This is a genomic window from Komagataeibacter ossonobensis, assembly GCF_057359305.1.
This window is the reverse complement of record NZ_JBXAYQ010000004.1, coordinates 18925-38928: the sequence shown is the minus strand read 5'-3', so window position 1 is coordinate 38928 and position 20004 is coordinate 18925. Positions and strand designations below refer to the sequence as shown.

18 protein-coding genes are annotated in these 20004 nt (G+C 57.5%); 6 read left to right on the top strand and 12 right to left on the bottom strand.

Features of this window, described 5'->3' with window-relative positions; translation table 11 throughout:
* Positions 1-27: 27 nt before the first annotated feature.
* On the bottom strand, positions 28-717 hold the full coding sequence (locus AC1RQ9_RS05450) for a YfdX family protein (protein WP_193731600.1): 690 nt from the start codon (positions 715-717) through the stop codon (positions 28-30).
* A gap of 174 nt (positions 718-891) precedes the next feature.
* Between AC1RQ9_RS05450 and AC1RQ9_RS05445 the strand changes: the two genes are divergently transcribed.
* From AC1RQ9_RS05445 to AC1RQ9_RS05435, 3 genes are all read left to right on the top strand, one after another.
* Complete coding sequence (locus AC1RQ9_RS05445) at positions 892-1278, top strand: VOC family protein (protein ID WP_485985899.1); 387 nt, start codon at positions 892-894, stop codon at positions 1276-1278.
* 133 nt (positions 1279-1411) lie between these two features.
* Positions 1412-2956, top strand: a complete 1545-nt coding sequence (locus tag AC1RQ9_RS05440) for an FAD-dependent oxidoreductase (RefSeq protein WP_485985897.1) — start codon at positions 1412-1414, stop codon at positions 2954-2956.
* A 77-nt stretch (positions 2957-3033) separates the two neighbouring features.
* On the top strand, positions 3034-3522 hold the full coding sequence (locus AC1RQ9_RS05435; protein WP_485985896.1) for a DUF3574 domain-containing protein: 489 nt from the start codon (positions 3034-3036) through the stop codon (positions 3520-3522).
* A 20-nt stretch (positions 3523-3542) separates the two neighbouring features.
* Here the strand turns inward: AC1RQ9_RS05435 and AC1RQ9_RS05430 are convergent, their stop codons facing one another.
* The 6 genes from AC1RQ9_RS05430 to AC1RQ9_RS05405 all read right to left on the bottom strand — a co-directional run bounded on the left by AC1RQ9_RS05430 (position 3543) and on the right by AC1RQ9_RS05405 (position 10691).
* Positions 3543-4343: an SDR family NAD(P)-dependent oxidoreductase gene (locus AC1RQ9_RS05430; protein WP_485985895.1), complete on the bottom strand. Its 801-nt coding sequence runs from the start codon at positions 4341-4343 to the stop codon at positions 3543-3545.
* A 162-nt stretch (positions 4344-4505) separates the two neighbouring features.
* Positions 4506-5252 (bottom strand): CDP-diacylglycerol diphosphatase, encoded by a 747-nt coding sequence (locus AC1RQ9_RS05425; protein ID WP_485985893.1) that lies wholly within the window; start codon positions 5250-5252, stop codon positions 4506-4508.
* 10 nt (positions 5253-5262) lie between these two features.
* Positions 5263-6750: a peptide MFS transporter gene (locus AC1RQ9_RS05420; RefSeq protein ID WP_485985892.1), complete on the bottom strand. Its 1488-nt coding sequence runs from the start codon at positions 6748-6750 to the stop codon at positions 5263-5265.
* A gap of 250 nt (positions 6751-7000) precedes the next feature.
* Positions 7001-8983 (bottom strand): CocE/NonD family hydrolase, encoded by a 1983-nt coding sequence (locus AC1RQ9_RS05415; protein WP_485985891.1) that lies wholly within the window; start codon positions 8981-8983, stop codon positions 7001-7003.
* A 121-nt stretch (positions 8984-9104) separates the two neighbouring features.
* A complete protein-coding gene (locus AC1RQ9_RS05410; RefSeq protein WP_485985890.1) occupies positions 9105-10391 on the bottom strand; it encodes an Hsp70 family protein in 1287 nt (428 codons plus the stop codon).
* 69 nt (positions 10392-10460) lie between these two features.
* Positions 10461-10691 carry a hypothetical protein gene (locus AC1RQ9_RS05405; protein ID WP_485985889.1) on the bottom strand — a complete coding sequence of 77 codons (231 nt, stop codon included), beginning with the start codon at positions 10689-10691 and terminating at the stop codon, positions 10461-10463.
* 302 nt (positions 10692-10993) lie between these two features.
* Between AC1RQ9_RS05405 and AC1RQ9_RS05400 the strand changes: the two genes are divergently transcribed.
* Both AC1RQ9_RS05400 and AC1RQ9_RS05395 read left to right on the top strand, forming a co-directional pair.
* Entirely contained in the window at positions 10994-11974 is a 981-nt protein-coding gene (locus AC1RQ9_RS05400) for a LysR family transcriptional regulator (protein ID WP_485985888.1), read from the top strand.
* Positions 11975-12025: 51 nt separating this feature from the next.
* Complete coding sequence (locus AC1RQ9_RS05395) at positions 12026-13579, top strand: ABC transporter substrate-binding protein/permease (RefSeq protein ID WP_485985887.1); 1554 nt, start codon at positions 12026-12028, stop codon at positions 13577-13579.
* 446 nt (positions 13580-14025) lie between these two features.
* Here the strand turns inward: AC1RQ9_RS05395 and AC1RQ9_RS05390 are convergent, their stop codons facing one another.
* Positions 14026-16518, bottom strand: a complete 2493-nt coding sequence (locus tag AC1RQ9_RS05390; protein ID WP_485985886.1) for a TonB-dependent receptor — start codon at positions 16516-16518, stop codon at positions 14026-14028.
* Between the two features lie 86 nt (positions 16519-16604).
* Positions 16605-16742 (bottom strand): hypothetical protein, encoded by a 138-nt coding sequence (locus tag AC1RQ9_RS05385; RefSeq protein WP_485985885.1) that lies wholly within the window; start codon positions 16740-16742, stop codon positions 16605-16607.
* 193 nt (positions 16743-16935) lie between these two features.
* Here AC1RQ9_RS05385 and AC1RQ9_RS05380 point away from each other — a divergent pair, with 193 nt between their 5' ends.
* Positions 16936-17139 (top strand): hypothetical protein, encoded by a 204-nt coding sequence (locus tag AC1RQ9_RS05380; RefSeq protein WP_485985884.1) that lies wholly within the window; start codon positions 16936-16938, stop codon positions 17137-17139.
* 453 nt (positions 17140-17592) lie between these two features.
* Here AC1RQ9_RS05380 and AC1RQ9_RS05375 read toward each other — a convergent pair whose 3' ends face one another.
* The 3 genes from AC1RQ9_RS05375 to AC1RQ9_RS05365 all read right to left on the bottom strand — a co-directional run bounded on the left by AC1RQ9_RS05375 (position 17593) and on the right by AC1RQ9_RS05365 (position 19984).
* The gene (locus AC1RQ9_RS05375; RefSeq protein ID WP_485985883.1) at positions 17593-18228 is read right to left on the bottom strand and encodes a TetR/AcrR family transcriptional regulator; all 636 of its coding nucleotides are present in this window, start codon (positions 18226-18228) and stop codon (positions 17593-17595) included.
* Between the two features lie 42 nt (positions 18229-18270).
* A complete protein-coding gene (locus AC1RQ9_RS05370) occupies positions 18271-19029 on the bottom strand; it encodes a transporter substrate-binding domain-containing protein (protein ID WP_485985882.1) in 759 nt (252 codons plus the stop codon).
* A gap of 61 nt (positions 19030-19090) precedes the next feature.
* Complete coding sequence (locus AC1RQ9_RS05365; RefSeq protein ID WP_485985881.1) at positions 19091-19984, bottom strand: polysaccharide deacetylase family protein; 894 nt, start codon at positions 19982-19984, stop codon at positions 19091-19093.
* Between the last annotated feature and the right edge of the window lie 20 nt (positions 19985-20004).

The window sequence follows — 20004 nt, the reverse complement described above, 5'->3', positions numbered from 1 at the left end:
ATGGCGCGGCATCCGGTGGTCTGGCTGTTATTTCCTGGCCGGGGCGGATTTCTGCCCCTGATCGGGAATGGCAGTTTCAGCAAAATCTTCGGAAACGAAAACCAGATTGTCAATAATCTGCTGCAGGGCCGCCGAAGCCTCCTTCGGGTGACGGGCTTCGGTAAAGACGGTGGCGCGGTTTACCGCACCCAGCGTCTGGTCCAGCGGTGTGATTGCCATGATGAAGTCGGCATCTTCCGCCACGACCTGCAGCGTCTGTGCCGCCTGCTGGGTCTTCCCGGCCTTCAGCTGGGTATTGGCGGTGGAAATGGCCGTCTTCTTTTCCGGTGCCAGCGTCTCGCTGCCGATGATTTCACCACCAACCGGCACCCACGCAACCGGCGTCGTGCCCGCGACATGCCCGTTGGGTGCGGGATGCTGAGGAGCGGGCTGCAGGCTGTTTTCAGCGGCCATGAACTTGCTGTTCGCCTTGCCTGCCGCGGTCAGGCGCTTTGTCGCGTCATACAGCGCGGGAATGGCGGCGTCTGTCTGGCCGCCGTCAAGGATCTGCTTTGCATTCAGGATATCAGCCATCGCGCGCTGGCCATCAGCGGACAGATGATTGAACGCACGGGTTACCTTGTATTTTTCCCAGTCGGTATGCAGCGATGCCGCATGCGCGCCAAGTGGTGCTGCAACCAGTCCGGTCACGACGGCCAGTGAGGCAATAAGACGCATGGTTTTCCTTTTCAGCAAACGTATCAGGTCACTGGTCAGCCCTATCGCTGACCCCATCCGGTATTGTTACAAAAAATTGCTCCCCGGTCCACGCTTATTCCCCGCCGTGACGTGGTTGCCGCCCTGTCGCGGCCTATGCCATGATCGCGTCCGGACAGAACAGAGGAAACTTTCATGTTTACCCATATCGTAATCGGTTCGAACGATATTGAAGCCTCGAAGAAATTCTATGACCGTACCTTTGAAGCCCTTGATGTGCCGCCGTCGGAAATCAATGCCAAGGGCCGGCTGGTTTATGCCGACCGCACCGGTCGTCTGGTCGTGACCCGGCCCATCAATGGCCAGCCCGCAACGGCTGCCAATGGCGGGACAATCGGCCTGCATGCCCGTTCGGAAGATGCCGTGCGCAAATGGCACGCGACGGGCATGGCCAATGGCGGCACGACATGCGAAGACCCGCCAGGCATCCGTCACCATGAATCCGGTGACCTGTTCCTTGCCTACCTGCGAGACCCGACCGGCAACAAGCTGTGTGCCATGTATCGCGTCCCGCCGGCGTAAGAACAACACGCGCGGCAATTGCGCTATCAGGGGAACATTCACCGCCACGCGGCGTATTGATCCCTGTATACCCTTTTGCCGTGACGGTACGCGTCCCTGCTTCCGCCCGGCACCGGAATGCAGGAGACGCGCCATGCAGCAGGCGACCACACTTCCCGCCATCCGCACCCCGTCATCCCCTGATCTGGACGGCCCCTGGCATGATGTCATGCCGCTGGCGGATCTGGCAGATGCCACCCCACGCCGCATGCAGGTGGGGGACCGGTCCTTTCTGGTCGTGCGGCAGGGGGAGCAGGTGCGGGTCTTTGCCGCAACCTGTCCACACAAGGGCGCACCGCTGGAACAGGGCACGTTATGCGCGGGCAAACTGGTCTGTCCATGGCACAAGGCTGTTTTTGACCTGAATGACGGCAGCCTGATCGAACCACTGGCGCTTGACCCCCTGCCCCGCTACCCCACGCGTCTGGTGGACGGACGGATCCAGATCCAGTCTGTCGCCCTGCCCCTGCCCGCCCCCGTTCCAACCAACGCCGATCAGGGCGTGGTGATTGTCGGCGCGGGTGCAGCCGGTGTCACGGCGGCCGTATCCCTGCGCGAATTCGGTTTTGCTGGCCGGATCACCATGATTGGCGAGGAAGCAACATCCCCCTATGACCGCACGGCCCTGACCAAGACGGTTCTGGCGGAAAAGGAAGAGGGCAACCTCGCGCCCGCCCTGCGTCCGGACGGTTTTTACGAAACCCATGGCATAGACCGCGTGGTAGCGCGGGTCACGGCGTTCGATCCCGCCAGCCGCACGGTGGAACTGTCGGATGGACGGAAACTGACTGGCGATCATGTCGTACTGGCGCCCGGCGCCGCACCGCGCGCGCTTGATATACCGGGACATGACCTGCCCGACGTTTTCACGCTGCGCAGCCAGGCGAACGCGCAGGCCATACTGGCGACACGCAACATCACGGGCCAGCATGTGGTAATATGCGGCGGTAGCTTTATCGGGATGGAGGCTGCGGCATCACTGTGTCAGGCCGGTGCGCAGGTTACGGTCGTCTCCGCCACTGCCGTTCCGTTTGAAAAGGCGCTGGGCCATGAAATCGGCCTGCGCCTGCGCAGACTGCATCAGGAAAAGGGGGTCACCTACATCGGCGGCCACCGTGTCACCGCCATTGCCGAACGGGGTGGCAAACGACAGGTTACACTGGATAATGGCAGTATCCTGATGGCCGATATGGTGGTCGCCGGTCTGGGAGTGCGTCCGGCCACCGGGTTCGCGCCAGCACTGGCCACAGGTTCCGATGGCGGCATTGACGTGGATGGCACAATGCAGGCTGCCCCGCATGTCTATGCCGCGGGTGATATTGCGCGTTTTGTACATCAGGGTCAGCGCATACGGATCGAACACTGGCGCACGGCACAGATACACGGCCGCGTCGTGGCACGATCCATTATGAAACAGCCCGGCCGATTTGAGGAAATTCCGTGGTTCTGGACCCTGCAGTTTGGCAGGAAGCTGGAATATGTCGGGTATCAGGAACCCTTTGACCGCGTCACCATCGAAGGGGATCTGGACGCTTTCAATTTTCTGGCCACCCAGTGGCATGGCGCACGCCGTGTGGGCGTGATTACCGCTGGCAGGCCACGGGAAACGGGGGAACTGGTGTTGCGCCGCACGCTGTAACGCGCCATCTCCCGCTCTGGCTGGATGGTGCAGGACAAAATATGCTGCCCCGCAGCCTACATGCGGGAAAATGAATAATGACGGCATCCATCACGCTGCAACGGCGATATCAGCGTATCATTCCAGCCCTGATGACGATATTGGGCATAATTGGATGGGTTCATCCCGACATGGCACGCGACCTGCCTGCCCCGACCGTTACCACCGATGCAACAGCGTCAACCTGCACGGCGTTGCATGCGCAGCCGGATGTGCGGATATCGCTCCTGTTCGGCCTGCGCCGCCCCCATGGTGGTCGCATTACCAGACGGGAATGGGATAGTTTCATGCGCGATACCGTAACCCCGCGCTTTCCTGCCGGGCTGTCGATATTGCGGGCGGAAGGACAGTGGCAGGATCGCGAAAGCGGGCAGATCGGGCGTGAACCCAGCCGGATCGTATGGATTGTAACCCCACCCGCCCCCGATCTGGCCGATCGGCTTGACGCCATCCGCCAGGCCTATCGCACCCGCTTCCAGCAGCAGGCCGTGGGCGTGGTCATGACGGCAGGCTGTGATGCCTTCTGACAGCCTGCCGGGAAAACGCTTTAGATACCGCCGGAAATGGGCAGGTTGACCCCGGTCATGTAGCTGGAATCATCACTGAGCAGGAATGCCACCACACCGGGAATTTCGTTGATATTGCCATAACGGCGCATGGGAATGCTGCCGATCATCTGCTGTGCCACTTCCTTGGGGTCGGTGGAAAAATACTGGCTTCCTGCCTTTGCCTGCAGTTCCACCTGCCGGTCCCACATGAACCCCGGCCCCATGAAGGCGGGGCTTATGGCATTGACGCGGATGTTGTAGGGGGCAAGATCCTTCGCCGCGACCTCGGTCAGGCCGATAATGGCGAATTTGGATGCGCCATAGGCCGCCATGTTGGGCGGTCCCTGCACGCCCGCCATGCTGGCCGTATTGACGATGCGACCGAATTTGCGTGCAACCATGTGCGTTGACACATGCCTGAGCACATGGAACGCGCCCACCACGTTGATCTGCATGACGCGGGCAAAATCCGCCTCGGGATAATCCTGAATCGGCGCGAAGGCCCCCTGGTAGCCCGCATTGTTGAACAGGAAGTCGATCTGGCCCAGTTCCGCCACAACGGTTTCGACCGTCTTGCGGACCTGTTCGTTATCCGTCACGTCGCAGGTATAGATGTTGATACGCACTTCATGTTCAAGCAGCTTGGCACGTGCCTGTTCCAGCTTGGCGGCATCGACATCCAGCAGCGCCAGATCGGCGCCCTGACTGGCCAGACGGCCTGCGGTCGCAAGGCCGATATTACCCGCCGCACCTGTTACGACGGCCACTTTTCCTGCAAATGGAAGGGGAACACCAGACATATATGTTTCCTTGATCACAATGGGTCCGGATTGAAAATAAAAGACAGCACGCCCGTCCTGCCCTGCCGGCACCGGACGTTGCAACGTCTTTGTAACCCAGCCGGTTCAATATGTTCCGACTACAGGAAAATGTGAATGGGATCTGATCATGAAACCCCGGATTCAGGGTTGCGACTGGATCTGGCAGGTATGGTCCTGCAGTTCTTCCCCCGATGCATGGTCGCCATGCACAAGATCGACATGGTCATCAAGAATGACGAAACCTGTCCGTCCATCGGCCTGCCTGATCTCCGCAATCACCAGCGTATGCCGTCCCATTTCCCGTGCGGGATCGGCCATGTCGTGCGCCAGCAGCGCAAATGGCCGCACGCCTGACAGGTCGGGCGTATCAACCAGACGGGCACGATAGGGATGGCCATACAGCGGCAGGGTAGTCCATCCCGCCCCCAGACGCGGCAGCGCGCGCTGCAACGCCGCCCGGATATCGGGACGGATACAGTCAACATGAATATGAAGCTGGTTCTGGCTGCGCCCATAGACCGAGTTTATGGCCAGGGACATGTCCTCCGCCGGTAGGGCATGGGGTAACCTGCGGTTGACGCGCGCCGTCTGCCGCCAGGCATAGGCAATGTAATCCGGCGCATCCCCACGCGTAATGGCGGGATCTTCCATACCTGTAATGCGCCGTGTCGGGATCAGCAGGTACTGTCCCGTTCCGACACGGTCCTTCAGCACGGCATAACCGGCATGCGTGTCGGTTTCCTCACACGGGTTGCCGTCCGCATGCGCCACACACTGTTCATGCACGATATGCCATAACGCATCGGGGGAATGCCTGCCCACTACCTCACGGGCACAGACCAATACCCCCAACAGTAGGCCCACGCCCCACAGCATCCGTTTTTTCATGCAGGTCCCCTCACCCCGCCTGCTGGCGTTCCCACCGCCGGACCAGGGGCAGCAGCAGGGCAAAGACAAGAGTGGCAAGTGCCGCAAGGCCGGCCAGGGACCGGAACAGGTCGCCATAGATCGCCAATGTCCGCGCGGCATCCATGTTGGCCGGATCGGGTGTATCGACCGCCGCCATATTGGCGACAAGACTGCCGATATACATGGCAAAGCCGATCAGCACATAATAACACCCCACCATGAAGGCGCTGATACGTGCGGGCACATAACGGGCGATTGCCGCAAGGCCAAGGCCGCTGATCATCAGTTCCCCCAGTGAAAGCGGGCCATACCCCACCAGCATCACCCATGGCGAGACAAGGGGTGACGCCGATAGCGCCGCACTGCCCCACCATATCAGGAACGACAGGGTCACACACCCGAAACCGATGATGAATTTGACCGCGATGCCCATATCGACATGCCGTCGCCCCAGAGCACCATAGAGCGCGACCAGCAGGGGCGTTCCCGCCATGATCCATAACGGATTGAACCCCTGGAACTGTCCCGCCGAAAGCGAGAACAGGCGCACGCCCCCCAGCATGAAATCCTTGCTGACATTGCGCAGGGCGAACAGGGTAAGCGAGGTCACCATCTGCTGGTAGAATATGAAATACAGCGCCACCTCGAATGTCAGCAGGTACATGATCTTCAGTCCCGGACGCTCCGCCGCATCTGCACGCCCGTACACCATGACCCATGCAAGCAGGATCAGGATGCCGGACGCAATGACCAGTCCCCCCTGAATGGAGGTGGAGGCAAAAACACGCGCCGACAATTCAATGGTAGCCCCCATTCCCGCAATCACCGCCAGCACACGCCATACCGGCACAGGGCGAAAATCCGGGTCCGTGCCGGTACAGGCCAGTCGCGTCCGGCGCATGAAGTAACAGCCCGTACCCAGCCCAAGCCCGATGGCACAGGACACGAACGCGGCCCCCCAGCCATAGGTCTGCTGCAGCCATGGGGTCAGGAACAGGGAAAAAGTCGAACCGACATTGATCGCCATGTAATAGATCGTAAAGGCCACATCCAGCTTCTGGTCCTGCCCACGGTATATGATGGTCACCATGTTGCACGAATTGGGTTTGAACAGGCCGTTACCGACGACAATTACCCCCATGGCAAGATAGAGTGCGCGCGCACTGCCCCCCAGTGTCCCCAGCAGCAGATACCCCAGCGCAAGGACGATGCCACCGGCCACCATTGTCCGCCGCGATCCCGTAACCCGATCGCCCAGCCACCCGCCCGCCACGGGTGCTGCATAGGTCAGGGCGGAAAAACTGCCCCACAGCATGTTTGCCTGCGTATCGCGCAGGCCCAGTTTCTGGACCATGTACAGCAGCAGGATCGCCTGCATGCCGTAAAAGCCGAACCGTTCCCATGTTTCCATGGCCAGCACGACGCCAAACGCCGTGGAACGATCTGCGTGAGACAGTGTGGCGTCGGGATCATGCATCTGGACCGGCCTCAAGGAACTGTTTCAACAACAAACCATTGATAAAAAATTATATTTTCAAAAAACTTCTACATGATCCGCAGTCAGGGAGCGTTTGAAAAATCAGTTCGTAATAACACTTTAAAATTAAAAGAAGTTTTTGGTGAAGATTTTTCCAAAAAAGCTTCAGAGAATGCCGCCTTTTTTAGGAAAAGACGGCACCCAAAAAAAGTTTTATTGTTTTTAATCAATAGGTTGTTTGAAGAATTATTCAGGGCAGCACGGGAAGCCAGACGGCGGAAGGATGGGCGGGGTCATGATAGATGTCCTGTGTCGCCGCAACATAATCCTGCGGGCGCGCCTGCAGGATGCTGGGCACGAATTTCTGCGGGTTGCGGTCATATAACGGGAACAGGCTGGACTGGATCTGGACCATGATCCGGTGACCGGGCTGAAAGACATGGTTCATGACCGGCAGGGTAAAGCGGTAGCGCTCTACCTGACCGGGGGTAATGGCGGTCGGGTGCGCGACGTCATGGCGGTAGCGCCCCCGGAAAATATCCATGGATACCGGCAGTTCATATCCGCCCATTGCGGGGCGGTCGGCGGTGGTGGGCGGGTTGACGTCAATCACCTTCACCACCCAGTCCGCATCCGACCCGGTGGTGGCGGCATACAGGTCCGCCACCGGCACGCCACTGACCCGGATGGGCGTGGTCAGGACCGGGGTTTCATAGGTCAGGACATCGGGGCGGCTTTCAGCCGATCGCTGGTCCTGTACCAGCCATGTCTTCCATCGGTCCTCATCGGTTGCAAAGGAAAAGGGCCGGGCAAGGAACGGCACCGGATGCTGCGGGTCGGACACATAACGGTCCGATGCCTGCGCACCCTGTCCGGGCTTTTGGGTGGACAGGCCATGGCCCGCCTGCACGAACAGGGGCTGCAGCGGATGCGGGCACTGCCCGTCACACACCTGCGGCCAGTGGTCGATATAATCCCAGCGGTTCTGCCCGGTATTGTACAGGATGGCCTGCGGCAGATGTACCGCGGGTGCATTGGTGCGCAGGTACTGGTCAAAGAACGGGCGCAGTACGTCATGGCGGAACTGCGACGCCGTATCCCCATTCCAGTGTAGTGGCCCAAGGGATGATCCGTCATAATTGACCTGGCTATGCCGCCATGGCCCCATCACCATGACATTGGGGACCGTGGGATGGGTGGCCTGCACCGTCTGCCATGCGTGGATCGCCCCCCACATGTCTTCCTGGTCCCACAGTCCTTCTACCCATAGTGTCGGGATGGTCAGTCCGTGCCGCGCCAGAAGCTGGTCAAGGGCCTGCTGCTGCCAGAATGCGTCATAGTCCGGATGGGCCAGCATACGCTGCCACCACGGGAACTGATCCAGCCCCGCATCATGCGCGAACTGTTCTGCCGACCCGGCGGAAAGGAAATTGCTGTAATCATCCTGACCGACGCGCGGGATGGTATGCCCCTCGCCGCGTTCGCTCATCTGTTCGGTAAAGTAGTCAAGGCCCCCCTGCCGGAACGCCCCGTAATGATACCAGTCATCGCCCATCCAGCCATCGATCATGGGGCTTTCGGGGGCAGTGACCTTCAGCGCGGGGTGCGGGTCCAGCAGGGCCATGACCACCGTGAACCCTTCATAGGATGAGCCGAGCATCCCCACCCGCCCGTTTCCCTGCGGCACGTTATGGACCAGCCATTCGATAGTGTCCCACGCATCGGTCGTCTCGTCCGTGCGGGTCGGGTTCAGCGGGCCACGGGGGGGACGGGTCATGACATAGTCCCCTTCCGATCCGTATTTGCCGCGGATGTCCTGAAACACGCGGATATACCCTGCCTCGACAAACGCATCGTCACCCTGCGGCAGGATGGAACGGATATCGGGCGCGTCGGTAATACGGTTCACCCGTTCGGACGCATGGTAGGGCGTGCGGGTCAGCAGCAGGGGCGCGTTCGTGGCGTCACGCGGAATGACGATGACCGTGTGCAGCTTCACGCCATCGCGCATCGGGATCATGACATCGCGCTTGATGTAATTGCGCGCACTGGTGGGAAAGGTGACATGGGCGGGGATGTCACTGCCGGTGTGCACGCTCAGCGCGGACGGCTCGGCCGCCTGTGGGCCGCCCGCATCCCGTGCCGCATGGGCCTGTCCCGCCAGTGTGCCCGACGTCATGGTGGCGAGCATGATCGCAAGCGAAGGTAAATACCGCCAGGAAAGTCGTTTCACGTCGATTCCACTCCACTACCGCCATGCGCGGCCCTGTTTGTTACTGATTGATAACAATAAGTTCGGACCGAAACAGTTGTAAACACACACAATGACGGGAACACGCGACAGACGGCTGCGATCAGGCGTTCATCAGGGCCAGCCCCTCCGCGACCGAGACGAATTCATTGCCCATATCCACGCGCTCCGCGCCGAAACGCCGGTTGAACAGGTCACGCACGGCGGGCACGAACGATGTGCCCCCCGTCAGGAAGACACGGTCAATGGCCGTGGCGGGGAGTGCCGCCCGTTCCAGCGCCAGCCCCACGGCATCGTCAAACTGCTTCAGGTCCGGGGCGATCCAGCCTTCGAATTCAGCGCGCGTGATTTCGCGGTTGATATGCACATCACGGTGGTCATAGCGCAGGACCGTGCGGCCGGCGGTGGACAGTTCGCGTTTCGCTGCCCCCACCGCGCGATACAGCGCCTGCCCCTGCTGTTCATCAATGATGCGCATCAGGGCATTAAGCCTGTCGGGTTCGGACGCGGTGCGGGCGACATCGGCAATGTTACGCAGGGTCTGTGGGGTGCGCATCAGCGCCAGGCGGTGCCAGCGCCCAAGGCTTGCATACCATTCGGCCGGAACCGGCAGCGGCTGGCCGCCCATGACACGATAGGTGGCATGGCGGCCCAGTTCGGGCGCAATGACGTTGTCAATGATGCGGTAATCAAACTGGTCGCCCGCAATGCCAACACCGGCATAGCCCAGCGGGGTGGCGTTGCGCAGGTCGGCCGGGTCAAAGCGCAGGATGGAAAAGTCACTCGTGCCGCCGCCAAAATCCCCCACCAGCACGGTCGCGGGGGCATCCAGCCGCCGGGCAAAATGCCAGCCTGCGGCTTCGGGTTCCAGCGCCACATCAACATGATGGAACCCCGCCGCGCGGAAGCTGTCGCGCAGGCGCTGCTCACCCAGCGCATCATCTGGCCGTTCACCCGCGAAATGCACGGGGCGGCCCACCGTTGCAGTGACATTGGCGGGGTCAACGTCGATCGTGCGCATGAGGCAGGCCAGGAAGCTTGCAATCAGCATTTCCAGCGTCATGACCTGTCCCATAAGCCGGGTCTGGCGAAAAGACGCCTGTGCCAGATAGGACTTCATGGACATGATCAGCCGACTGTCCGCCGGGTCTTCCAGATAGGCGTCGATTGCCGCCGCCCCGATCGCCTCATGCAGGGACGACCGTCCCGGCATGCCTTCCTCACGCCACAGGCACAGCAGTGACCGGCAGGTTTCGGCCGGGGGATGATGGGGAAAGGAAAAACGCGCGGGCGCGGGCCGCCCCTGCGCATCCAGCACGACCACGACGGTATTGGTCGTGCCAAAATCTATACCGAGCCGTACGCTCCGGTTGGATCCGATGGAAGACATATTGCCTCAATAGGCATGTGCCTGCGCCATGTCCATCCACCCAATCCTGTTTTGCACCTCCCGCCCGGTTCAGGAACCGGACGGACGGCCTGTAATGAGCCAGAGCATGAGTGCCGGCAGGAAAAAATACAGGCCCGTGGCTGCCACCAGCCATGGCATGAGGAACACCACATCCGTATGCAGCACGAAACGGCAGACCAGATTTGCTATCCCCAGCATCGCGATGACACACACGAAGGCGCCCGCGTTCATCAGCAATGTCCGGTCCCCATTAATCTGCCGGAGTTTCTGTTCCATCATGTGACCTTGCCCTATTCACAACCCGTAAGCCATCCCCCGCGCGGGGAATGCCCGCCTGCTGTACCCCAGAACCGCCCGTGTTGGAAACCATTCACCAGATCGCATCGGCGCTGAGCGCGACATCGGACCATAACGGCGTAGAAGATGCAGGGGGGGGCATCCCCTTCATTGCAGAAGGAATACGATGGGACCACCCGCGACGATATTTTCCTTTGCCCTTTATGTTTTTTGTTGCCTATTGATAACGATAGAATACCTCTGTCCGCCTGTATCATATCCGGCCACGAAGGAAATTGTCGTACATGACGCGTCCCCCGTCCGCTGCATCTGTAAGATCCGCTACAGTGCATCGTACACGACCCGCCCGGCGGCATGGCAACTTTCAGGGCCAGATTGCCGAAGTGGACCTGCGGATGCTGCGTGTATTCCGCATGGTCGCACAGCAGGGCGGTTTTGCCGGCGCGGAAATCGCCCTGGGTAAAAGCAAGTCCTCGATCAGTGTCGATATTTCCGCGCTGGAACACCGGCTGAATGTCAGGCTGTGCCAGCGTGGCCGCAGTGGTTTCGCCCTGACAGCCGAAGGCCGGATGGTACTCGACGCCGTGGAGCAACTGCAGCGCGACATCGACGCCTTCCAGCAGCACATCAATGCGGCCCGTGGCGTATTAAGCGGGCGATTTCGCCTGTATGTGACCGACAATGCACAGGTCCATGGCGAAACGGCCATCGTGAGGGCCATTGAAACCTTCACCGCCCGGCATAGGGAAGTCTTCATGGACGTGCGGTCCGCTTCAACCCGGGAAGTGGAATGCGCGGTAATGAACGGACAGGCTGCGGCGGGCATCGCGCTTTATTACCACTCCAGCCCGCATGACAGGGACACGGTTCTGTTTACCGAACGCCTGAACCTGTACTGTGGCGCACGCCATCCCCTGTTTGCAATGGCGGAATCCAACATAACGCTGGATGTGTTGGCCACGCAGCAGATGATAGAAGTATCAGATGTCGCCAGTTCGCCCAGTTGGGACAGAATTCGCGAACGCATGACCTTTTCAGCCACGGCGGAAAACGTGGACGCCCGCATGCTGCTGATCCGGACGGGAAATTATGTCGGTTTCCTGCCCGAACCCTTTGCCCGTCCCCTGGTTGCCGCCGGGGTGCTGCGACATCTCCGGCTGGATGACCTGCATCTGACCACGACGTTCCATTTTCTGGACCGCTCCTCCCCCGAAACAAGTCTTATGGTCGAAACCTTTCGCACCATACTCGAAAATGAGTGCTGACACATCCATGCCCCCTACCCACCTGTCCGTCCCGGCCGAAGCTGCATCATCATGACGCTCTCCCGCCTGCATGTATTTTTCCTGCGCTACCTGCCAGCCATACTATGTCTGCTGGCACTTTCTCCGTCTGGTGCCGTAGCGGCTGACCAACCGGGGTTCGTGCATGACGGGACGCTGACAATATGCGTCAATCCCACCCTGCCGCCCATGATATTCGTGGCAGGCACGGATGCGTCAGCCACAGCGGGGGTGGATATTGATCTGGCACAGGCGCTGGCCCGCTACTGGAACGCCCGCCTGGTCGTGACACCGATGGATTTTGTCGGCCTGTTTCCCAGTCTGGCGGCACAGCGTTGTGGCATGGTCATAAGCGGGATCATCAAGCTGCCGGAACGCGAGAAGAATTTTGATGCCGTCCCCTATTTCGATACGTCGCTGGCCATCGTGGCGCGGGCAGGCACCCCGCCGGTTTCATCCATGGCTGACCTGTCGGGAAAAACGATCGCAATCCAGACGGGAACCAGTTACGCCACCCGTATCGAACGCGAAAACCAGCAACTGGCGGCATCCGGTCGCCCACCCATCATCATCCAGCAATACCCGACGGAAGACCAGGTGGTGCAACAGCTTCTGATCGGGCGCGTATTTGCTTTCGCCAGTCAGGATGTAGAGCTTTATTACCGGCAGAAACAGCTGCATGGTAAGGTCAACATAATCCTGACGCCCGATTATCCGGAATACCGCCATTTTGCGATCTATATCCGGCAAAACGCCGCTGATCGTGAAAAACTCATCACGGCCATGGCAGCGCTGCAGGCCGACGGCACCATTACGACCATACAGAAAAAATGGGCCATAAACAGTAACGACAGGACCGCCTTTACACAAAACGCACAGCCATCCGCGTTCCGTTGGAATACGTTCCTTTCAGCACTGCAGTCCTCCACGTTCATCAAAGGCGCGTTCATTACGCTCAGCATCGCCGTGCTGTCGCATCTTACGGCCATCGTGATCGCCATTCCGATGGCAATAACCCTTACTGGTCCCAATTCCATCATCAGGCAGATATTGCGTGTTTATGTAGCGGTATTCCGGGGCGCGCCAACGTTGTTGCAGCTTCTGTTCATATGGAATGCCCTACCGCAGTTCCTGCCGGTTTTCCGTGAGGAATGGTTTACTCCCTTTCTCGCCACCTGGCTGGCCCTGTCTATCAATGAGTCCGCTTATCAGGTTGAAATCAACCGCTCCGCCCTAAGCGCAGTGGATAAAGGACAGGAACAGGCGGCGGATGCGCTGGGCATGAACCGCCGGCAGGTCTATTTTCATGTTATTTTTCCGCAGGCGCTCAGGATCGCCTTGCCGCCCACAATCAACGAATTCATCAATCTGCTCAAGACGACTTCCCTCGCATCAGTTATTTCGTTGCAGGAACTTCTGGCCGTAACACAGGTGCAGGTCGCCCGCACTTTTGAATTTACAGAGTATTATGCCGTTGCCCTGGTCTATTACCTGGCAATGGTCTTTTTCTTCCTGTTCATACAGAAACGGGTTGAGCGGCGTTTTTCATGGGCGGACCGACAACTGGCTTCCGCCAATGATACCTGATCACCTGTAATAACCCACAAATTATAAAAAGTTCGGGGCTGGCATAGGCAAGCCAATAAAGGCTTGATATGCCATATGAAACCATGTCATCGCAGCCCTCTGAAACCTGCCGTCCAAAGACGCCTTCTGGAGTGCTCCGTTGCGGGCACGCCAGCGCGTAGTGCTGCGGAGATCGTTGACGTCAATTGCAATACAGCGACCCTGTTCTGGCGCAAGCTTCGGGAAAGTATTGCCGAACATAATGCTCTGGAAACGCCTACAACCCCTCGCTCATTGGCTAATATCCCGATAGGAGTTCTTCTTTAATTCCCTTACCTATGCCAGCCCCGGAGTTTTTTCAAAACGCGTCGGGAAATGCCACTTTTTTTCAAAAGGCAGCATTTCCCGTAATATTTTTGTCAGAACGTTATTTAAAAACCCGAGATTTCCCTCCCCAAACGTCTGGATCAGAAATTATAGCGCAGGTCACATCCCACCCAACGGGGCGTCTGGATATACTGGACGCGGGAATTGTCGTTTGTGGTGAATGACATGACATCCGTATGTTTGTCAGCGGCATTCTCGACATATACAGACGCCTGCCACTTGTCATTCCGGGGCGCGAAGGTCATCCGTGCGCCAAGGGAACTCATCTGTCCAAGCCGCGCATTGGGGTCAGACAGCGACGACCAGAACCGGGCTTTCCACGAATAACTTACCTGCAACGCGACATGGTAACGCGGCGAGACATTTACAGTATAACGCGCGACGCCATCCCATGAAAAACGTGGCGCATAAGGCAACTGGGTATGTGACGAAACGGGGGACAGCAGTGACAGACCATTGAGGTTACTCATGGAACTGAGTGTCTGCGCGTCAAGATAGGCAAAGCCCGCCTGCAGATCCAGATGGGGAATGGGAGAATGCCAGACCGCCTGAAGTTCGCCGCCACGGCTCCGTGCGCGGGGTAGCGATGCGAGTGTCAGCGAAATCGTATTGCCCGGCATGTTGGCGACCACCAGGGTCTGGCGATTGCGGTATTCGTAATCGAACAGGGATCCGCTCAGTTCAAGCCGATGATGGAATAACTGGGCTTTTGCCCCGACTTCATACGCCAGAACACCTTCAGGTTTGATGTAATCCAGCCCCTGTGACGCCGTAACGGGCGCGGAAAAATACGTTCCTGCCTTATAACCATTTGATATCGTTCCATAAACAAGAATATTAGGTGTGATGCGATAACGTAGCCCGACTTTCCCCGTAAAACGGTGATAGGCCTGCGATTCATCAAGATAGGACAGGTATGATCCCGGCGTGCCGGTGACAAAACCGCCCGTATCAACCGTGCCACCCTTGAAATCGCGAATATCATAGGAAAAACGGCCACTGGCGATAAATTCAAGGCTTTTGGTTATATTGATGATATTGTTGACGTAAATCCCGGCCGAAATATTCTGCTGCTTGAAATGCGAATTTATGGTGCCAAGCGGACTGTCAAACAGGTCCTGCTCATCATTGACGTAATTGGCAGAAATCTTGTCATAAGATTGATACAGTCCCACCGTGTAGCGATACAGGTTGCCGACACTGCTACTGAACCGCATGTCATGCGATTCAGAAATATAGGTATCGTCCCATACAAAATCGCCAACGCTTTTTGCTTCACCATCATAATTGTCGTTAATGTTACGACGCATGAAATCAATGGATGTAACGGATTCAAACGTTGCATTATCAAATTTATGGGAATAGTTGACCGACACCCCGCCGCCATTTTCACGCCGTCGGGGTGCAAATGCGCCCACATTTACTGCATTGGCCGGACTATTGGGGGCTATCCCGTAAGTACCGGGCTTCGATCCCCATACCGTGGCATCGGCGTTCGTATTCTGCGGTGATACAGGTGTCCCCACATCACGCGAGTAATGCAGGTTGAGCGTTACCGTATCATCCGGGGAAACAAGTATTTTTGTCAGGTTACGCAGTGCAAGTGTATCCTGTGCCCCGTACCGCTGGTTGGTATGGACATCATGTTGCCAACCATCCCCCTTGGTATAGCTGAAGGCGACACGGTTATAGACTTTGGAAGATATGGGAACGTTCCATGCGAGCTTTCCCGTATTGGTATTATAACTGCTATAACCCCAGTCGATATAGCCTTCTTTTTTGGCAGAAGGCTGGACAGATACCATATTGATGGCGCCACCCGTCGTACTGCGCCCATAGTCAAACCCCTGCGGACCCTTTTCAACATTTACTTCCTGCAGATCGAGAAGCTGGCCACTATAAAAAACCGGGAACGGTGCCAGGTGACCATCAAAATATATGCCGGTGCCACTCATGTTGGCGCCGCTGTAATCTTCCAGCCCGATGCCGCGTATGGAAAAGGTAGGCGTACTTCCCGATGTGGCATTGGCGGATGCAACACCGGGTACGAAAGCTGCAATATCCTTTGGTGAATTGATATTGAGATTACGGATTTCATCACGCGACAGGGTATTGACCGTCATGGCCTGTAAAAAATTACGCTGGCGAACAGTAGATGTCACACGTAACTCTTCCGGACGACTTGTGCTGCGCTGTCCCCCGTTTGCCTGATGCCGGGCGATGTGAGCGGGCACAGCTGACCTGGCAGATGGTGCTGGCGTTGCCGCATGCGATGTAACGGGAATGGCAACAATGGCAACTGGCACTGATGCCGCCAGAAACCGGCGGAACAAGTAAAGGCCCTGTCCTTGCTGATGTGGATACTGTTTTTTGGGAACCATGTAATCCTCCACAACGTGAACCGCAGATATAGAGATCGGCAGCACGGGCGCATCGGTGAATCGGCGCATTCGTTGCTGATACATTATATTATATATTCGAAACGTTTTTTTGACAGGTACGCCCCATATATATTTTACTGAGTAGGTTATTTTTGTGGGCAATCTTACTTGAATAAAAACGAAAGCAATCATCCACATTACGCACTATCAACTGAACTGGACGCCTGTTCCCCCTGCCTGTGCATAATTTCCCCCCATGCAGGCACGGATTGAAATTTTCATGCCATTCCATGAAAACGGCAACCACCTGTCATGATAATGCAGTGGTTTTTGTTGTCTTTCGCAAAAATATCATACGGTGCGGGAAGAGCACCGAAAATGGATACAGTCGCAAAACCATCTGTTACGACTGTCATTGACACTGACATCATTACGAATTCTGACGTATCTATGTTGGATGAACTGGCTGGACGTTTTATCCAGCAGGCCCCACGATATGATAAAAATGGCAACTTACCGCCCCAGAATCTGGTAGATTTACGAAAAGCTGACCTGGGCGCTGGTATGGGTCAGAACAGATGAACATGATCCACGTGTCGGCTGGCTGGCGTGAAAATTGGAAAAAGCTGGGATCATATCGGTATGCGGCCAACTGGCAACCATATCGTCATTTTTGAAGATGTCGTGTTGCCAGAGGATTATGTGGCAGGTCTGGTCGATCCTTCCTACGTGCCGGATTACACGACACGGCTTGGGATCTGCCACGCAGTGGGTGCGTTACATAACGGAATTGCAAAGGCCTTACGAGCGTGATTCACCGGATATCTTAGCGACCACGTGCCCGCCAATCTGGGCGGCCACTCTCTATCCTCCCCCGTTTTCAGTCACTGGTCGGGGAAATGGAGGTCCTGCTGCTGACCAAAGCAACCCTTCCGAACTGTATGGTAAAACAGGACAATGACGGGATTTTCGATGGTGTGAATGTGGACCTGACCAAATATATTACGACGGAAAACGCCATTACCGTAACGTATTATGCGGGCGGGTTCGCCCCCCACAGGGGATAGCATTCTGCTCCATGCCAGCCACAAGGCACTGGATTAAGTCCTGTCATGCGGACTGCAACGGTCCCCTCCGGCCTGGCATGCACGCATCGCGTTGCGGGCAACGGATTCAGTATGTCCCAACGCAGCCCAAGCCCCCTGTCTCCTCTCGGGCTATCCGACTCATACGCAATACAGACGGGTTCTGCGGACCGATGCGGGTCTAGGCGGCGGTATGTTCCGGTTCAACGATCAGGCCACGCAGGACCATGCGCACGCTTGGATCGCCCCACAGCTTCATGCCTTCCGCCACCGTATGGGCAGAAACCACGATCCGCGCCAGAATGGCATTCCCGACATCGATCAACAGGGAGGCCAACAGGGCAATATCAACATCATCCCTGATGCGGCCCATGTTACGATAACGGGTCAGTATGCGGATATATTGCTTGTAGATCAGGGTATCCAGACGCCGCGCCGTGCGGTAAGCGGCGGACTGGTCATCAAGCAGCTTGGCGGTCAGGATGATTTTCCATGAATCCCGCCCCAGAAAGCGGAGCGCCTGCTCCGCCAGCATGTTTTCGAACGCGATGATACCGGCTACCGGGTCATCTGGCAGCGCGCGCATGAACCGACGGCGTTCAGGCAAGGCTGCCTCCAGATGGCGCAGGATAATACTTAGAAAAATATTATTCTTTGTTTCAAAGTAGTTATAGACCGTAGCCGAAGCAACCGACGCTTCCACGGCAATGGCTTCGATCTTGGTTAATTCATATCCCTGTTTCTGGAACAGCAGTTCAGCGGCATCCAGAACTTCGGACTCTTTATGATTTCTTGATGAGCGGGGTGGCGTGGTCAAACCGGCAGGTCCATCTGATAGTAGGCCGTACGCGCGTGTCCGTCACTGACTGACAGATACAGGCGACTGCCGTAATTCATCGTCAAGACCATTTTCCTGCGATAAACCCCATTTATCAAGAAGTTCTTTGTAATTTCCATTCAGAACGAGTTCACGCAGGCCGCTGCGGATCTGTTCCGCCAGTTCCGTGCGCCCCTTATGGACGCCAATCCCGAATTCCTGTGGGAAAATCAGTCCCTCCATCGCCGTGATCTTACCTTTTTCCCTTCGGACCACATACTGGGTGACAATGCTGTCAACCATCATCGCCTGCACCCGCCCTTCATAAAGCTGGATCATGGCGTCGGAGTCATTTTCCGCAGGATAGAACCGGATTTCGTTTCCCCCGCAATTTTCCGTACTCCATTTCTGGATCTGCGCGGGCTGGCTGGTGGTCCGGTTGGCAGCCACGTATTTGCCACACAGGTCACGCTGGGTGCGGAAAGACGCCACATCGCGCGTTGGCACAAGAAAACGCGACCCTTCCTGCAGGTAATCTACAAAATCCACTGACTCCCGCCGCACCGCATTATCGATCATGCCGTTAAAAAACAGGTCCACACGTCCGGTCTGGACCGCGGGCAACAGTTCTTCAAAGCTGATTTCGCGAAAGGTCAGCGCCCATCCATTCTGCCGGGCCAGGGCGGTGGCAAGGTCAATGTCAAAGCCTTCCAACTGCCCTGTCTCCGGGTCACGCATGTCAAGCGGCGGATAGCTGGGATAGACCCCAATGATCACCTGCCGCGGAGCCGCATTGGCCATGAACGGCCAAAGCAGCCCCAACAGAACAGGCAGAAGGGTCCCAATCAGCCTGCGGCTCCGGTCACGATACCGCAAGGGCTTTTTCCTGCTGCTCGTAATACCGCGCGATTTCCTCCCCTGTCGTAATCCATACATCGTTGCAACTGACGGTGTACTGCAGGAATTCGCGCAACAGCCGGAAACGCATTGGCCGGCCGCTTACCTGCGGGTGGAACACGGTTGTGACCAGATCGCCCCATGCACGGGTCTCATCAAGGTCATCGCGCCACATCGACAGCACATGCTCCTTGGGGAAAATCGAACGCGGACTGAAACGGTTCGCAAGCCCGTGCATCCAGTCATCGTAACTGGTGGTCTGGGGCAGTTCGATCAGGCCTGGCGATCCGTCCTTCATCAGGTGCCGGTACGGGCGGACATCATCAAACCAGGAACTGGTATAGAGGAAGTTGCGCTCCTTCAGACTTTTGCACAGTTCAGCCGACGCTTCCCCGATCGGTGCACGGTAGCCCACAGGTACAACGCCCAACCGCCTTTTGAGCACTTCCAACCCGTAATCCAGTTCCTCCAGCATATGATCGGCACCGGGTTCGGGGATAAGGTGATGATAGCCGTGATGCCCGATTTCATGGCCATCGGCCAGTACCGCTTCGGCCATGTCAGGATGGGCTTCAACTGCCCAACCGGTAATGAAGAACGTGGCCTTCAGCCCCATTTCACGCAGAAGTCTGAGGATGACCGGCGTCCCCACCCGCGCCTCGAACCCGCCAAAGGACATGGTAACAAGCCGTTCGGCATGGGACGGATCCTTGCCGGTCCAGGCACTTTCCGCATCAATGTCGAACGACAGGAACATGGCGGCCCGGTTTCCTTCGGGCCAGGGGTAACGCAGGGCGGGCGGCGCCTGATTGGGAGCGGTCAACGGTACATTACGATAGCGGTCATATGTTGCGGACATAGTGTATGAATTCCTGTAAT

Coding starts and splice junctions, on each gene's coding strand:
- AC1RQ9_RS05450 (WP_193731600.1), bottom strand. CDS start 717: ATGCGTCTTATTGCCTCACTGGCCGTCGTGACCGGACTGGTTGCAGCA.
- AC1RQ9_RS05445 (WP_485985899.1), top strand. CDS start 892: ATGTTTACCCATATCGTAATCGGTTCGAACGATATTGAAGCCTCGAAG.
- AC1RQ9_RS05440 (WP_485985897.1), top strand. CDS start 1,412: ATGCAGCAGGCGACCACACTTCCCGCCATCCGCACCCCGTCATCCCCT.
- AC1RQ9_RS05435 (WP_485985896.1), top strand. CDS start 3,034: ATGACGGCATCCATCACGCTGCAACGGCGATATCAGCGTATCATTCCA.
- AC1RQ9_RS05430 (WP_485985895.1), bottom strand. CDS start 4,343: ATGTCTGGTGTTCCCCTTCCATTTGCAGGAAAAGTGGCCGTCGTAACA.
- AC1RQ9_RS05425 (WP_485985893.1), bottom strand. CDS start 5,252: ATGAAAAAACGGATGCTGTGGGGCGTGGGCCTACTGTTGGGGGTATTG.
- AC1RQ9_RS05420 (WP_485985892.1), bottom strand. CDS start 6,750: ATGCATGATCCCGACGCCACACTGTCTCACGCAGATCGTTCCACGGCG.
- AC1RQ9_RS05410 (WP_485985890.1), bottom strand. CDS start 10,391: ATGTCTTCCATCGGATCCAACCGGAGCGTACGGCTCGGTATAGATTTT.
- AC1RQ9_RS05405 (WP_485985889.1), bottom strand. CDS start 10,691: ATGATGGAACAGAAACTCCGGCAGATTAATGGGGACCGGACATTGCTG.
- AC1RQ9_RS05400 (WP_485985888.1), top strand. CDS start 10,994: ATGACGCGTCCCCCGTCCGCTGCATCTGTAAGATCCGCTACAGTGCAT.
- AC1RQ9_RS05395 (WP_485985887.1), top strand. CDS start 12,026: ATGACGCTCTCCCGCCTGCATGTATTTTTCCTGCGCTACCTGCCAGCC.
- AC1RQ9_RS05390 (WP_485985886.1), bottom strand. CDS start 16,518: ATGATTGCTTTCGTTTTTATTCAAGTAAGATTGCCCACAAAAATAACC.
- AC1RQ9_RS05385 (WP_485985885.1), bottom strand. CDS start 16,742: ATGACAGTCGTAACAGATGGTTTTGCGACTGTATCCATTTTCGGTGCT.
- AC1RQ9_RS05370 (WP_485985882.1), bottom strand. CDS start 19,029: ATGGCCAATGCGGCTCCGCGGCAGGTGATCATTGGGGTCTATCCCAGC.
- AC1RQ9_RS05365 (WP_485985881.1), bottom strand. CDS start 19,984: ATGTCCGCAACATATGACCGCTATCGTAATGTACCGTTGACCGCTCCC.